The organism is Streptomyces sp. NPDC058231 (assembly GCF_042882275.1).
Classification (GTDB): domain Bacteria; phylum Actinomycetota; class Actinomycetes; order Streptomycetales; family Streptomycetaceae; genus Streptomyces.
This window is the reverse complement of sequence record NZ_JBHVWN010000010.1, coordinates 1-14,411: the sequence shown is the minus strand read 5'-3', so window position 1 is coordinate 14,411 and position 14,411 is coordinate 1. Positions and strand designations below refer to the sequence as shown.

The window sequence follows — 14,411 nt, the reverse complement described above, 5'->3', positions numbered from 1 at the left end:
CCACCCGGTCGTTGAACGCGGGACCACAACCGTGCGTACCCCTGGGCGAAGCAATGACCATCGCGGAAGGGAATGCCGGCATGAACGCATCGCAGGACTACGAGACCCCTCTCGGCCGTCGCACCGTTGTCGCGGCAGCGGGTGGAGTCGTGGTGGCCTCCGTACTCACCGCGTGCGGCAGCTCTAAGGACTCGGGTGGTTCGGCCGCCGTGGACCAGGCCGGTGGCGGCGCGGCCGCGGGCGTCCTGGCGAAGACCGCCGACATCCCGGAGGGCGGCGGGAAGATCTTCGCTGACAAGGGCGTGGTGGTGACGCAGCCCAAGGCCGGGGAGTTCAAGGCGTTCTCCTCGAAGTGCACGCACCAGGGATGCGCGGTGTCGAGCGTCGCGGACGGCACCATCAACTGCCCCTGCCACGGCAGCAAGTTCGACGCCGCGACGGGCAGTGTCTCGGCCGGCCCGGCCACCGAGCCGCTGCCTGCTGCGTCGATCAAGGTGGAGGGCGACTCGATCACCCTTGCTCCGTAGCCCTCCGGGCGCTCCGCCTGCCGGGCCTCCCGGCGGCGGCCCGGCAGGCGGGACGGGCGGCCGTTGCGTCGGGGCGGACGGTGGCCCCATGATTCCCGGGACCTGGCCAGCTACCGGAAGAGGGCATCCATGGCCGTCAGTCAGCGACGGGGCCGTCGGATCATGATGACGGACGCGGAACGCGACACATACCTCGCTCAGCAGCGCACCTGCCGGGTCGCCACCGTCTCGTCCGACGGCAGCCCGCACGTCGGCGCGCTCTGGTTCGTCTGGGACGGCACCTCGCTCTGGCTGTACTCGATCATCCGGTCCCTGCGCTGGTCCCAGCTGCGCCACGACCCGAGGATCGCTGTGGTCGTCGACGACGGGGTGGAGTACGGGGAACTGCGCGGCGTGGAACTGCGCGGCGAGGCGGACTTCGTCGGCGAGGCACCGCGCATCGGCGAGGAGTGCCCCGAACTGGCCGATGCGGAGCGCTTGTTCGCGGCCAAGTACCTCGGGATGGAGACGATGGTGCACGACGGGCGGCACGCGTGGCTGCGACTCTCCCCGGACAAGGTCACCTCCTGGGACTTCCGCAAATCGGTGGCGCCGGCCTGACTCCCGCCCGGCCCTAGGGTCGGGCCACGTCGCCGCCGTCCAGCGGGGCGTCGAACTCCCGGCCGGCCGCTCGCAGTGCCGCGACCGCCGCCCTGATCGACGGACGGCGGTCCGCGTCCGCCCGCCACACGGCGTGCACGTGCCGCCGCATCTGCTGCCGTACCGGCACGAGCCGCACCCCGTCCGGCACCACGCCCCGCCCGAGGCGGGGCGCGACACAGACCCCCACCCCGGCGGCGATCAGAGCGAGCTGCGTGTGGTGTTCGCCCGCGAGGTGGGCGATGCGCGGTTCGACACCCTTCGAGCGCAGGGTGAACATCAGCCAGTCGTGGCAGAACTCGCCCTCGGGCCACGAGATCCAGTCGTCGTCGGCGAAGTCCTCCAGATCCACCTGCGTCCGGTCCGCGAGCGGATGACCGGCCGGCATCGCGATGTCCGGTGCGTCGTCGAGCAGTCCGGTCATGGCCAGACCGCCGGGGACCGGCAGCCTCTTGTTGCTCCAGTCGAGCACCACCGCCAGGTCGATGTCACCCCGCAGGACCTTGCGGATTCCCACCTCCGGCTCCAATTCCGTGGTGCGCACCTTCAGTTCGGGGTGATCACGGTGCAGCGCGCCCAGCGTCGCCGGAAACAACCCGCGAGCCGCGGTCGGGAACGCCCCCAGCCGGACCTCTCCGACGACCTCGCCGCGCTGGGCCTCGATGTCGGACTGGGCCAGTTCGACCTGGGACAGGATCCGCGCGGCATGGTCCGCGAGGAGTTGCCCCGCGTCGGTGAGCCGGACGCCCCGGCCGTTCTTGGCGAGCAGCTGCTGGCCCACCTCGCGCTCGAGTTTCGCCAGCTGCTGGGAGACCGCCGACGTGGTTACGTGCAGGCTCTCGGCCGCGCCGCCCACCGTGCCCAGCCGGGCGAGGGCATCGAGGGTACGCAGCCGCTCCAGGTTCAACATGTAAGCAATGCTACGTTGAAGCTCTCACAAAGTCTCACTTGTCCTACGCTATTGAAATCGGCATCGTATTTCTCATGACTGCCCCCTCCGTGACCGCCGCCGCTCCCGCCGCCCCTGCCCTGCCGGCCGCACCCCCCGCCCCCTCCCGCCCGGCGCTGGACTGGCGGATCCGGTTCGCCGCCCTCTCGCTCATCTGGGGCTTCAGCTTCCTCCTGATCAAGGTCGGCACCGACGGGTACGCCCCGTTCCAGGTCACGCTCGGCCGACTGCTGTCGGGTACGGCGGTGCTGGCCGTCGCCATGGTCGTACGCCGTGAGCGGCTGCCGCGCACCGCACGCACCTGGGGCCATCTCGCGGTGGCCGCCTTCTTCCTCAACGCGCTGCCGTTCTCGCTCTTCGCCTTCGCCGAGCAGACGATCCCGTCGACGCTGGCCGGCATCTGCAACGCGACCTCGCCGCTGTGGGGGATGGCGCTGTCGCTCGTCGCGCTCTCCGAGGACCGGCCGACCCGTCGCCGGGTGGCCGGGCTCGGCCTCGGCTTCCTTGGGGTGCTGACGGTGCTGGGCGCCTGGCAGGGCTTCTCCGGTCTGGACTTCAGCGGTACGGCGATGGCGCTTCTCGCCTCCCTCAGCTATCCCGTCGGGTGGATCTACGTCCGCAGGACACTTGCGGGCAGCGGCTCGTCCACACTCGCCCTGACCGGCAGCCAGCTCTTCGTCGGAACCGTGCAGATCGCGCTGGTCACCCCGGTGTTCACCTCGGCCCCGGACGGTTTCCCGCTGCTGCCGACGCTCGCCGTCGTGGCCCTGGGCGCGCTCGGGACCGGTCTGGCGGTACTGATGCAGTACGGCCTGGTCACGGAGGTCGGCCCGACGACCGCGCAGATGGTCACCTACTTCATCCCGGTCATCGCCACCGCGGCCGGGGTCGCCGTGCTCGGCGAGCAGCTGAACTGGAACACCCCGGTCGGCGCGCTGATCGTCCTGGCCGGCGCCTTCCTCACACAGAGCAGGACCCGTACACGCAGGACCGCGCCGCGCACCTCGTCGCTCCGAGGGCTGTCCCGCTGATCCCCGGCGGATCGGCGCGCGGCGCCGGATGCGGTGTTCGCAAGGCGGAAGGGACCGGGCCGGGCCTCCCCCTTCCCGAGGTCGCTCACCCCGGGCGGCGCAGCGACGCGGATCGAACCGCGCGCCGTTCCGGCGGGGCGCGGGCGCGCCCGGCTGCCGCGGCACCGGCGGTCTCGATCACTCCGCGCTCACGCAAGGTCCGGCAGGCGGCCGCCACGGTGTGCGGATCGACCTGTAGCCGGCCCGCCGACTTCCGCATGGGCGGCAGCACTTGCCCGGGCTGGGGCTCCCCCGATCAGACCGCGCGCTCCGCACTCGCGGCAATCTCCGATGCGCACCGCCCGACCGTCCGATACTCTTCTAGCACAAAGATGAATATGAACTAGTGCAATGGAGTTGGCAATGCCGGACACCGCACCGCCGCAGACCACGGCCCCGGAGGCGGCTGCCCCGTACGAACCGACCGAGCGGACCGTCCCGACCCGTTCCCGTGAACGTGCGTCGTACGACCGGGAGCTGGTCCATTCCATACTCGACGAGGCGTACCTCTGCCATCTCGGCTTCGTCCGCGACGGCGCGCCAGTCGTGCTGCCGACGCTCTTCGGCCGGGTCGGCGAGCGGCTGTACGTGCACGGTTCGACCGGATCCCGGCCGCTGCGGACGGCCGGGCAGGCCGATCCCGGCCTGCCGGTCTGCCTCACGGTGACGCACGTCGACGGACTGGTGCTGGCCCGCTCGGCCTTCCACCACTCGATGAACTACCGCTCCGTGGTGGTCCACGGCATCGCCCGTACGGTGACCGACCCGGAGGAACGGCGCACCGCGCTCGACGCGATCGTCGACCAGGTCGTGCCGGGCCGGGCCGCCGACTCCCGTCCTGCCAACGAGAAGGAGCTCGCCGCGACGGCCGTGATCAGGCTCGATCTCGACGAGGTCTCCGCAAAGGTGCGGACCGGCGGCCCCAACGACGACGCGGAGGATCTCGGACTGCCGCACTGGGCGGGCGTGATCCCGCTCGCCCGCGGCCACCACGCGCCGCAGCCGTCGGACGACCTGGACCCGGCCATCGCGGTGCCGGACTATCTGGCCGCCCTCTGAGCGGCGCTGTGGGGAGTGCGGGGCCCGACGGTCGACCGCGCACTCCCCACAGCCATCAGGCGGGTACCGCCGCCCGACGGCGCGCGCTCGCCGCACCGCGTGTCTCGGCGACGGCGAGTCCCGCCACCGCCGCGATCAGCAGCAGCGTGCCGACGACCGTGGCCGCGGTGAGCTGCTCGCGCAGGACCACGACGGCGATGACCGCGGCGCTCACCGGTTCGAGCAGCATGATCACGGACACCGTGGCGGCCCGCACCACCGCGGCGCCCGCGAAGTAGAGCGCGTAGGCCAGCGCGGTCGGGACCGCCGCCACGTACACCAGCAGCCACACCACCTGGGCGCCGTCCGCGGTGTGCGGCACCAGCCCTTCGGACGCCGCCATGGGCAGCAGCCCCAGCGCGCCGATCCCGAACGCCCAGGCGCTGGTGGCGAGTGGATCGGCGCCGCCGCCGTCACGGCCGAGCCACCTGGTCAGCAGAGTGATGGCGGCATATCCGGTGGCGGAGAGCAGCGCCGATGCGACCCCGGCGGGCCGCACCGTACCGCCCTCGCCACCGAGCACCAGCACGGCAAGGCCGGTGAGCGCCCCCAGCACCGCGGCGACACCGCCCCCGCCGAGCCGCTCCCCCATGGTCAGCCGCGCGCCGACCGCGATGAGCACGGGCCCGGCCCCGAGGGTGACCACGGTCGCGACCGCGAGACCGGTCGCCTGGACGGCGGCGAAGTACGCGCTCTGGAACAGGGTGAGGCCGATGCCGGTCCCGAGGATGCGCAGCAGTCGGCGCCGTCGTGACTCGGCGGTGGCCACCGTGCGCCGCGGGCGCAGGACGAGAGCCGCGCACAACAGGACGAGACCTCCCGCGCAGCGCCAGAACGAGAGGGCGAGAGGGCCGAGATCACTGACCCGGAAGATCAGCGAGGCGGCGGCCCCCGCTGTTCCCCAGGCCACTCCGGCGATGATCAGATAGAACAGGCTCCGCCCGACGGGCAAGCCGGAAACAGTATTCGACACGTGTACTTCCCCTGAGGAAAACAGGACGGTGATCGCTCGGCTCCGCGTGCGGGCAGCGACGACCGGCTCGGGGACTGCCCGAGCACGTCTTCGTCAGGAGTGGCCGCCCGCGCTAGGCGGCGGGCGGCGGAAGCACAGTCAGATGCATGATCGGCACATTACGTGGCGGCCCGTCCGGCGGACAACTCCCCCTCGACGGCCCCGGCGCCCCCGCCCGCACCCGAAGCGACGGGACCCGAGGGCGCCTTCGGCGTCGAGGACTGGGCGATGAACGCACCGATCAGCACCATGACGCCGCCGATCAACTGAGGGGCCGCGAGGTGTTCCCCGAGCAGGACCCAGGCGAGCACGGTCGCGACGACCGCCTCCAGACAGGCCACGACACCCGCCACCGCGGGAGACAGCAGCCGCACCGAGATCACACCGGTGACATACGCGATCACGGTGGCGAGCAGCACGATCCAGACGAGCAGCAGCCAGGCGGGAACCTCCGCGCCGTTCAGGCCGGTGCTGCCGCCGAGCACCGACCAGTCCATGTTCCAGGGCCGTGCCACCACCGTGAGGACGGCCGCACCGATCAGCAGCCCGTAGGCGATCACACCGACCGGATGTGGAGGCTCCGCTCCGGCCGCCGTGTCCCCGCCACCCGGGTCGGACAGGACGAAGTAGCCGACCTGGCAGCAGGCGGCGCAGAGGGCGAGCAGCAGCCCGACGACGTCGAAGCTCAGGCCGGACCACGCCTCGACCACACAGGCGAGACCGGCGACCGCCAGAGTGACGCCGACCGCCGCGGCCCGGGTGACGGGACGGCGCTGCACGAACCGGACCCAGCCGAGCACGAGCGCGGGCGCCAGGTATTCGACGAGCAGCGCGACTCCGACCGGGATACGGGAGATGGCGGCGAAGTAGCAGGCCTGGACGCCGGCGACGGCGAGCAGTCCGAAGCCCAGCAGCAGCACGGGGCGGCTGCGTACGAGAGCGCGGTGGCGCCAGGCCACGGGCAGCATGACGAGGGCGGCACCCGCCACCCGCAACCAGACCACATGGAGCGGATCGAGCCCCGCCTCGATCAGCGGCTTGGCCGCCACCCCGGAACCACCGAATGCGAACGCCGAGGCCAGGGCTAGTCCCAGGCCGGCGCTTCTCTCCTGAGACGCGTGCATCGGCACATCATGGCAGCTGCCGTCAGGAGCGTCACCCCCATTCACCCCTGACGTACGCAAGATCCCGGCGCGGCCGGGAACCCTGACCGGCGGAGTACTGCATCAGCTCCCGGTCGCCGCGGCATCCAGGCCGTCCACGGGGCGGCGCACATGCCCGAACGGTCCGTCACGCCCGCCCCTCACCAGCGGTCTCTCCATGCCGTGGCGCCGACCCGTACGCGTCCCGGCGACATCACCCCGGGCCGGACGCCGCCGCGATCCGGCCGACGAGCTCCGTGCTGTCGACCCCCGCCCGCCCCAGCACCTCGACGGCCCGGCATTCCGGGTCGCCGGCCAGCGCCGCGAGCAGATCCAGCCCTCGGGCCCGCTCGTCCCCCCGCAGCTGCGCGCACTCCCGCGCGCCGGCCATCGCCGCGGCGGCCGAGGGCGACCAGCCGTCGGTCCCCGTGCCCCGCACGGCGGCGTCCCCCTCGACCACGACGTGGACCGCGCCGGAGCCCTCCACGGTTCCCTGCCAGCGGAGTCCGTAACCGATCGAACGCTGCACGAGATACCCGAGCACCTTCGCGAGCTGCGGACCTCCGTCGAAGGCCGCACGCACCTCCGGATCCGACTCGACGAGGGAATGCAGCAGATGAGCGGTGTCGATCTGCCGGTCACCGTCGCGCAGGGCACGCCTGCGCGCACCTGTCACCGCCGAGGCCAGCTCCGCGGTGATTCCGGCCTGGAGTTCGGAACGGTTCGATGCGGGCTGCTCAGGAATCCGCGGCGTCCGGTTTTGCACACCTCTCACCCCATCAGCCCCGGGGTCCGGGAGCATCCCCGGAGGGGCCCATCTACGCATCCCACCGGAGTTGGGGACACCAGAGCGGTTCCTCCTCCTTTTGGATGAGATCCCGCCCCATACGCATCCGTTCGCGGGGAACAGCGCGCGTCGCCTTGCACTGCGCTCCCGGAGCAACCGCGGCCCCTGCGGCACACGTCCCTCGGGCCACACCACGTTCATGGCGGCGGGAGAGGAGTGCCGGAGTGGGATGGATGGTCGCCCTCCCGGCGATCGACGGACGGGAGTACGTCTACCGGGTCCACGCCCCTCGCGACGCCCTGCCCGCCGACCTGTTCTGGGCGGCTTTCCACTGCCATGACGACGGCCCGCACCCGCGCGCCTCCGACCGGTTCGACGCGGCACTGATCTGGCGGGCGGACGGGACCGGACAGAGCTGACGGCCGGTCCCGTGCGCCCGGTGGGTCGAATGACGCCACGACGGGCCCGGCGGAGCGAAGGCCCCACGATGCCGCGCGGCCCTTCGCTCCGCTTCCTTCGGATCAGTCCTCGTCGGCAAGGATCAGATAGAGCTTCTTACGGGCGTCGTTGATCACCGATAGCGCCTTCTGGCGCTGGTCGGCCGAGCCGGTCTTCCAGACCTGGCCGAACGCCTCCATCAGACCGAAGCCGGCCTGCCGGATCTCGTTCACGCTCTCCCAGTCGACGCCGCGCCCGGCCTCCTCCCAGGGCGCCTCGGGCCCGGATCCCGCCTCGGCGCGGCCGGTCTCGGTGAGCGTGAACAGCTTCTTGCCGCCCTCGCTCGCGCTGAGGATCAGCCCCTCGTCCTCCAGCAGTTGCAGCGTCGGGTAGACGGAGCCGGGGCTGGGCCGCCAGGCCCCGCCGCTGCGCTCGCCGATCTCCTGGATCATCTCGTACCCGTGCATCGGCCGGTCCTTCAGCAGCGCCAGGATCGAAGCGCGTACGTCACCCCGCCGCGCCCTCCCCCTGCCGCCGCCACGACCGCGCCCCCCGCCGAAGGGACCGCCACCGAAGGGGCCTCCGCCGAACGGCGGACCGAAATGCCCGAAGGCGGCACGGCGCCCCTCGAAGTCGCCCCGCCCGTGATGACCCGGCCCGCAGTGCTCATGCCCGTGCCCATGTTCGTGCTCATGCTCGTGTCCATGTGGACGCATGGGTACGCTCCCTCCATCGTTGATCTGTCGCGATGCGTCAACGATATATCGGAACCAGTCGCTCGGCAACGCTCGGCGCGGCTTCGGGACGGGGGCAGGGGGACGACGGCAGTCGCGTCGAGCGGGCCGCGCCGGGCCTTCCGGGCTCTGACGGCCGGTGTCCCGTCGCCCGGCTCCGCCGACGGAGCCTCGGCCCGCCCGGCACGGACCGGTGCCGTCTACACCTGCATACTGGCTCCGGGACACCACAGAACACGGGCGAGGATTCATGACCGCATCCGGCGCGGACGCCACACAGGGCGCAGAGCGCGGCTATCTGCTCGACAACCGTCAGTCGGAGGCAGGCATCCGCTTCGGCGCCCTCGCCGAACTGTTCGACCCGGTGACCTTCCGGCATGTGGACCGGCTCGGGATCACCGCGGGTATGCGGTGCTGGGAGGTCGGAGCCGGTGGCCCGTCCGTCCCCGCCGGGCTCGCCGCGCGGGTCGGGCCGGCCGGAAAGGTGGTCGCCACCGACATCGACGTGTCCTGGGCCCAGGACGTCGCTGACGATGTCATCGAGGTGCTGCGTCACGATGTCGCAGCGGACCCGCCGCCGCCCGGTTCCTTCGACCTGGTCCATGCCCGGCTGGTCCTGGTCCACGTCACCGACCGCGCCGAGGCGCTCCGCCGCATGATCCGGGCGCTGCGCCCCGGTGGCGCACTCCTCCTGGAGGACGCCGACCCCGGCCTGCAACCTCTGCTGTGTCCCGACGAGTCGGGCCCCGAGCAGCGGCTCGCCAACCGCCTTCGGTCCGGCTTCCGTGAACTCATGGCGGCCCGCGGCGCGGACCTCTCCTACGGCCGGACCCTGCCCAGGCTGCTGCGCGAAGCCGGACTGGCCGATGTGCAGGCCGACGCGTACTTCCCGATCACCTCACCGGCCTGCACCGTTCTGGAGGACGCCACCGTGCGGCAGATCCGCGGCCGGCTCGTGGCGGCGGGGCTCGCCACGGACGAGGAGATCGACCAGCACCTCGCTCACGTCGCCACCGGACGGCTGGACCTGGCCACCGCTCCGCTCGTCTCCGCGTGGGGACGCCGGCCGTGACGCGACTGCGGCGGCACCCGTCCGCGTAGGCCTCTCGTTCGGATCGTGCCGCGGCTCGCGTGCCCCGGTGCCTGATCGGTCCACCGACCCCGCATTGGCCTTGGCCCGCGGCTTCCGGGGGCCTCTACGGTCGTCCCATGAGAATTCGCATCGTCGACGCGTTCACCGACCGCCCCTTCACGGGAAACCCCGCCGCGGTCCTGCTCCTGGATTCCGACGCCTTCCCCGACGCCGGCCGGCTCCAGGAGATCGCCCGGGAGATGAACCTCTCCGAGACCGCCTTCGCCCACCCGCTACCGCCGGGCGGTACGGCCGACTGGGCACTGCGATGGTTCACCCCGGCCACCGAGGTCGACATGTGCGGGCACGCGACGCTCGCCACCGCCCACGTCCTGCACACCACCGGAGCGGCGAACGGCACCGTGCGCTTCGCGGCGCGCTGCGGGATCCTCACCGCCACCGCTCACCCGGACGGCTCGCTCGCCCTCGACTTCCCCACGGCCCCGCTGACCCCGGCCGCCGCTCCGCCGGGACTGACCGCCGCGCTCGGCGCCGAGCCGCTGTCCGTACTGGACACCGGCGAACACATCGGTGACCTCCTCGTCGAACTCGACGACGAGGCCACCGTGCGCGGCCTGGCCCCGGATCTCGTCGCGGTGGCCGCCTGCTCACGGCGCGGCATCATCGTCACGGCCGCGGCCGAGGATCCGGCCCGCGGCTACGACTTCGTATCCCGCGGCTTCTTCCCCCGGGTCGGCATCGACGAGGACCCGGTGACCGGAAGCGCCCACACCGCACTGGCCCCGTTCTGGTCGGCCCGGTTCGGCCGTGACGAACTGACCGGACTGCAGGCTTCCGCGCGAACCGGACTGGTCCGCACCGCGCTGCGCGGTGACCGTACCCTGCTGACGGGCAGCGCGGTGACGGTCGTCGACGGAGAACTGCTGACCACGTTCTGACCGGCCGGGGGGTGGCACCGCGCACGCCTGCCTCCCGCTCGACCCCGCTCAGGGCGTGGGCAGCCACCCCACCTTCCCCGCGAGGAGCGCGTAACCGACGAACGCCCCGATGTCGAGCAGCGCGTGCGCCGCGACCAGCGGCCCGACGCGCCCCCAGCGCCGGTAGAGGAGCACGAAGACCACACCCATCACCATGTTGCCGACGAAGCCGCCGATCCCCTGGTAGAGGTGGTATGAGCCGCGCAGCACCGAGCTCGCCACCAGGGCGGCGATCGGCGTCCACCCCAACTGTCCGAGTCTGCGCAGCAGATATCCGACGACGATCACTTCTTCCACGACGGCGTTCTGCAGCGCGGAGAGGATCAGCACCGGGAACTTCCACCACACGTCGGGCAGTGACTCCGGAACCACCGTCAGATTGAAGCCGGCGGCCCGCGCCACCAGGTAGAAGGCCAGTCCGGCGCTGCCGATGCCCGCCGCGATCAGCGTGCCGCGCCCGAGGTCGGATCCGGGTCTGCTCCGGTCGAAGCCGATGACGCGGAGGCCGCTCCCCTCCCTGATCAGCAGGTGCGCCACCAGCGCCACCGGGACCAGTGCCGTGGCGATGCCGAAGAGCTGCCAGGCGAGATCGAGCCAGGGCCGCCCCGGGGCGTACGAGCTGTTGAGCGTCGCGGCCTGATCCTTCAGGCCTCCTGGCTTCGTCAGCGACCCGACAAAACTGATGAGGGCGGACACCCCGCTGGCACCCAGCGAGAGAGCCAGCACCAGGAGCGTTTCGGATCGCAGGATCCGCCGTGACAAGGTCTCTTCGGGAAATGGGTCCACGTGCCCCTGCGCCACCTGCATACCTGCCTCCGATCGAGTATCCGCGTACCGTCCCGCTCCCCCGTCCCCCTGGACCCGCGGATGCGGATACGAAGATCATGCGTGACCGGGGGTACGACCACCACGGGTGGTGGTGCGATCCCTCGTTCCTTCTCCGCACCGAAGGAGGGCACCACTGCTGCGGGACGTCACAGCTTGCCTGATGGCCGTACGACGGAAGGACGCGGGGGACGGCTCGACCGGGACCGGCGCGCCGTGGCCACCGCCGCACTGCCCGTCCGGTCCTGGGGCGCGGGCACGTCGATGACCGGGCCGGGGTCCTCACCGTGACGCGCCGGCCGAGACGGCGGCCTGGCACTGTGCCGGGGAATCGGGGAATGACGGGCGTCCGGTCCGGGGACGGCGGGAAGCGGCGGCGGACAGCGTCCGGCCCCCGCGGTCCCCCGACTACGGCGCGGGGAATCCCACCGGCCAGCTGTGCACCGGCTCGCCACCGTGCATGAGTTCGGCGTACCGGCGGGTGGTGGCCGCGAGTGCCTCGTCCCGCCCCAGTCCGGCCTCCAGCCCGCGGTGGTAGGTGTCCGCCTGCCAGGAAGCACCGTTCACCCGCCGCTTGCATCGCTCCTCGATGACCCCGAGGTAGCGGTCACGGTCGGCGGGTTCGATGTTCCAGGCATCGAGCCCCGCCGCGGCGAGCGGCAGCAGTTCGTCCCGGACGAGTTCGACGGCCGGCACCCGCGTCAGCCCGCCCGACCGCCCCCGCCGGGGCCAGACCAGTTCGGCGTCTATGCCGAGCCGGCATGCGCTCTCGAAGTTCTCGGCCGCGGCTGAGAACGGCAGCCTGGTCCACACCGGACGCGGCTCCTCGGCGAGCGCCCGCACCAGACCGTAGTAGAGCGCGGCGTTGGCGATCACGTCGGTGACGGTGGGTCCGGCCGGCAGGACGCGGTTCTCGACCCGCAGATGCGGTACGCCGTCGGCGAGCCCGTACACCGGACGGTTCCACCGGTAGACCGTGCCGTTGTGCAGCACCAGCTCCCCGAGCGCCGGCACCCCGCCGTCGTCGAGGACCCGCAGCGGATCCTCCTCGTCGCAGATCGGCAGCAGCGGCGGGAAGAAGCGCAGATTCTCCTCGAAGAGCTCGTACGCCGAGCCGATCCACCGCTCACCGAACCAGGTCCTCGGGCGAACGCCCTGATTCTGCAGCTCGGGCGGCCTGGTGTCGGTGGCCTGCTGGAACAGCGGCGGGCGCGACTCCCGCCACAGTTCCTTGCCGAACAGGAACGGCGAGTTGGCCCCGACGGCGATCTGGACCGCGGCGACGGCCTGCGCCGCGTTCCACACGTCCGCGAAGCGGGCCGGCGTCACCTGCAGATGCAGCTGGACCGAGGTACAGGCGGCCTCCGGAGTGATCGAGGGAAAGGTGCAGACCAATCGCTCCACCCCTTCGATATCGAGCTCGAAATCCTCACCGCGCGCCGCCACTATTTGATCGTTCAGCAGGGTGTAGCGGTCCGCCTCAGAGAGGTTCGACGCGTGCAGGTCCTTGGGGTCGAGGGTCGGGAGTATTCCGATCATCACGATCCCGGCGGCCACCTCGGCCGCCTTACGGTGCGCATATCCGAGACCGGTCCTGAGCTCCTCGGCCAGCTGATCGAAAACACGGCCGTCCAGGTGATGAGGAACTATGTTCACTTCCAGATTGAACATCCCGAGTTCGGTCTGGAAATCGGGGCTCGCGATCCGTTCGAGCACCTCACCATTCATCATCCGGGGCAGGCCGTCCGCACCCGCGAGATTCAGCTCGATCTCCATACCCATGAGGTTGCGCGGGCGGTCGAACCTCCGCTCCGCCAGGAGCCTCCCCAGCCCCTCCAGACACAGGTGGAGCTTCCTCCGGTACCTCTGCCGATCGGACAGGTCAAAGGCGCCCGACACGACCTTCTCCCCCATCGAAGCCTCCCTCCACAAGTCGGCAGCCCGCGACCCAGACCGCTCACGTCACGATCGATAATGCCCAGAGGAGGTGATCCATAACGTCCCCACGGACAGCGCGGACCGAGTAATGTGATGGCGGCCACGCGGGGCACATTCCGACGGCATGAAGCATGACGCAGTTTCCGCGGTCCGGTGCACGGCGAAAACGCCGACGCGTTTCGGCCTACCGCAGCCGGGGAAAAACCCCAGGCGGTGACTGCGCCGCTCACACCGAATCAGCAGAATCTCCGCATAATAAAGTCTTGATACCGCCTTGCCGGCAATACCTGAGGCGGCTAGTGGAAACACCGTGTGAACACGTGTCGTATAAACTCCGCGGACGAGGCAGAGAGTTGACGCACCGGCCCAGTCACCGGCCTCCTCTGGCCCCGCACGCCGACAGCGCCGTCTGCACCCGCCCACGCATCAACGTGTCTCCCAAGTGAGAGGCGACCCACTATGCCGCTGCATGTACCTCCGGCTCCCGCGCCCGCCCTGCGCAGCGTCCTCGCGGCGCTCGGTTCACCGACCGCAGTCCGCGAGGCCCGCACCCCGGCTCTCCGGTCCGTCCAGGGACCGCTGAGCCCCGAACTCCCGCTCCCCGTCCATGTACTGGACCGGATCGGTCCGAGCGGGCTCGCGCCGCGCACCCGGCTGGCCGCGTGGCGCTTCCTGATCCGCGGCTCGGAGCGTGTCGTCGCCGGGGCCGACACCATGCTCACCCCGGACGGCTGGGCCTTCTCGCACTTCTTCGAAGGTCCGTACATCGCCTCCACCGAACTCGCCCTGCGTCAGGCGGAGACGGTGGCACCGCACTACCAGCCGCGCCTGCTGTCGATCCCCGAGCTCTACATGCTGGCGCTGTGGCTGCACGAGGACATCGAGGCCGACGCGTCCGGCGGAACCCTCGCCCCCACCGATCTGCTCGTACCGCTGGCTCCCGCCCCACCGGGTATCGCGGCACACCGCCCGCACCGGGTCGCCGATCTGCTCCCCGTGATGACCATGCGCATCACTCCCGGCCCCGGCCCCCTGCTCGGTTCACCGGCCTGACCCCGGCCCCTCACCCGCAGTGTTGTGGGCCCGGCCCCGCACGCCCGGGGGGGGGGGCAAACCCACGGGGCGGGGGGGGACAGCGGGGGGGGCCCCCCGGGGGGCCCCCCCCCCCCCCCCCAGCAAGCG

The 14,411-nt window shown here is 71.5% G+C and carries 15 protein-coding genes and 1 pseudogene; 8 read left to right on the top strand and 8 right to left on the bottom strand.

Features of this window, described 5'->3' with window-relative positions; all coding sequences use genetic code 11:
- The first annotated feature begins 80 nt into the window (after nt 1-80).
- Together ACFVXE_RS09835 and ACFVXE_RS09830 are read left to right on the top strand one after the other, a co-directional pair.
- Nucleotides 81-527, top strand: a complete 447-nt coding sequence (locus ACFVXE_RS09835; protein ID WP_389670512.1) for a Rieske (2Fe-2S) protein — start codon at nt 81-83, stop codon at nt 525-527.
- Nucleotides 528-656: 129 nt separating this feature from the next.
- Nucleotides 657-1,127 (top strand): pyridoxamine 5'-phosphate oxidase family protein, encoded by a 471-nt coding sequence (locus ACFVXE_RS09830; protein WP_389670511.1) that lies wholly within the window; start codon nt 657-659, stop codon nt 1,125-1,127.
- A gap of 13 nt (nt 1,128-1,140) precedes the next feature.
- On the opposite strand, the gene ACFVXE_RS09825 is transcribed toward ACFVXE_RS09830, so the two are convergent.
- On the bottom strand, nt 1,141-2,076 hold the full coding sequence (locus tag ACFVXE_RS09825) for a LysR substrate-binding domain-containing protein (protein ID WP_389670510.1): 936 nt from the start codon (nt 2,074-2,076) through the stop codon (nt 1,141-1,143).
- A gap of 74 nt (nt 2,077-2,150) precedes the next feature.
- Here ACFVXE_RS09825 and ACFVXE_RS09820 point away from each other — a divergent pair, with 74 nt between their 5' ends.
- Nucleotides 2,151-3,146: a DMT family transporter gene (locus ACFVXE_RS09820; protein WP_389670509.1), complete on the top strand. Its 996-nt coding sequence runs from the start codon at nt 2,151-2,153 to the stop codon at nt 3,144-3,146.
- A gap of 68 nt (nt 3,147-3,214) precedes the next feature.
- On the opposite strand, the pseudogene ACFVXE_RS09815 reads toward ACFVXE_RS09820, so the two are convergent.
- Nucleotides 3,215-3,513, bottom strand: a pseudogene (locus ACFVXE_RS09815) (GntR family transcriptional regulator); the annotation flags it as partial.
- Between the two features lie 35 nt (nt 3,514-3,548).
- Between ACFVXE_RS09815 and ACFVXE_RS09810 the strand changes: the two are divergent.
- On the top strand, nt 3,549-4,244 hold the full coding sequence (locus ACFVXE_RS09810; RefSeq protein ID WP_389670508.1) for a pyridoxamine 5'-phosphate oxidase family protein: 696 nt from the start codon (nt 3,549-3,551) through the stop codon (nt 4,242-4,244).
- A gap of 55 nt (nt 4,245-4,299) precedes the next feature.
- Here ACFVXE_RS09810 and ACFVXE_RS09805 read toward each other — a convergent pair whose 3' ends face one another.
- The 3 genes from ACFVXE_RS09805 to ACFVXE_RS09795 form a co-directional block, all read right to left on the bottom strand.
- Nucleotides 4,300-5,235 carry a DMT family transporter gene (locus ACFVXE_RS09805; protein WP_389670507.1) on the bottom strand — a complete coding sequence of 312 codons (936 nt, stop codon included), beginning with the start codon at nt 5,233-5,235 and terminating at the stop codon, nt 4,300-4,302.
- A 179-nt stretch (nt 5,236-5,414) separates the two neighbouring features.
- Nucleotides 5,415-6,419 carry a DMT family transporter gene (locus tag ACFVXE_RS09800; protein ID WP_389670506.1) on the bottom strand — a complete coding sequence of 335 codons (1,005 nt, stop codon included), beginning with the start codon at nt 6,417-6,419 and terminating at the stop codon, nt 5,415-5,417.
- Nucleotides 6,420-6,651: 232 nt separating this feature from the next.
- A complete protein-coding gene (locus ACFVXE_RS09795; RefSeq protein ID WP_389670505.1) occupies nt 6,652-7,203 on the bottom strand; it encodes a Clp protease N-terminal domain-containing protein in 552 nt (183 codons plus the stop codon).
- Between the two features lie 245 nt (nt 7,204-7,448).
- On the opposite strand from ACFVXE_RS09795, the gene ACFVXE_RS09790 reads away from it, so the two are divergent.
- Entirely contained in the window at nt 7,449-7,643 is a 195-nt protein-coding gene (locus ACFVXE_RS09790; protein ID WP_389670504.1) for a hypothetical protein, read from the top strand.
- 102 nt (nt 7,644-7,745) lie between these two features.
- Here ACFVXE_RS09790 and ACFVXE_RS09785 read toward each other — a convergent pair whose 3' ends face one another.
- The gene (locus ACFVXE_RS09785; RefSeq protein WP_389670503.1) at nt 7,746-8,378 is read right to left on the bottom strand and encodes a PadR family transcriptional regulator; all 633 of its coding nucleotides are present in this window, start codon (nt 8,376-8,378) and stop codon (nt 7,746-7,748) included.
- A 268-nt stretch (nt 8,379-8,646) separates the two neighbouring features.
- Here ACFVXE_RS09785 and ACFVXE_RS09780 point away from each other — a divergent pair, with 268 nt between their 5' ends.
- Both ACFVXE_RS09780 and ACFVXE_RS09775 read left to right on the top strand, forming a co-directional pair.
- The gene (locus tag ACFVXE_RS09780) at nt 8,647-9,468 is read left to right on the top strand and encodes a class I SAM-dependent methyltransferase (protein ID WP_389670502.1); all 822 of its coding nucleotides are present in this window, start codon (nt 8,647-8,649) and stop codon (nt 9,466-9,468) included.
- 137 nt (nt 9,469-9,605) lie between these two features.
- Nucleotides 9,606-10,427 (top strand): PhzF family phenazine biosynthesis protein, encoded by an 822-nt coding sequence (locus tag ACFVXE_RS09775; RefSeq protein WP_389670501.1) that lies wholly within the window; start codon nt 9,606-9,608, stop codon nt 10,425-10,427.
- Nucleotides 10,428-10,475: 48 nt separating this feature from the next.
- On the opposite strand, the gene ACFVXE_RS09770 is transcribed toward ACFVXE_RS09775, so the two are convergent.
- Complete coding sequence (locus ACFVXE_RS09770) at nt 10,476-11,273, bottom strand: CPBP family intramembrane glutamic endopeptidase (RefSeq protein WP_389670500.1); 798 nt, start codon at nt 11,271-11,273, stop codon at nt 10,476-10,478.
- A gap of 426 nt (nt 11,274-11,699) precedes the next feature.
- The gene (locus ACFVXE_RS09765) at nt 11,700-13,205 is read right to left on the bottom strand and encodes a glutamate-cysteine ligase family protein (RefSeq protein ID WP_389670499.1); all 1,506 of its coding nucleotides are present in this window, start codon (nt 13,203-13,205) and stop codon (nt 11,700-11,702) included.
- A 483-nt stretch (nt 13,206-13,688) separates the two neighbouring features.
- Between ACFVXE_RS09765 and ACFVXE_RS09760 the strand changes: the two genes are divergently transcribed.
- Nucleotides 13,689-14,282, top strand: coding sequence for a hypothetical protein (locus ACFVXE_RS09760; RefSeq protein ID WP_389670498.1), 594 nt, complete (start codon nt 13,689-13,691; stop codon nt 14,280-14,282).
- The last annotated feature ends 129 nt before the right edge of the window (nt 14,283-14,411 follow it).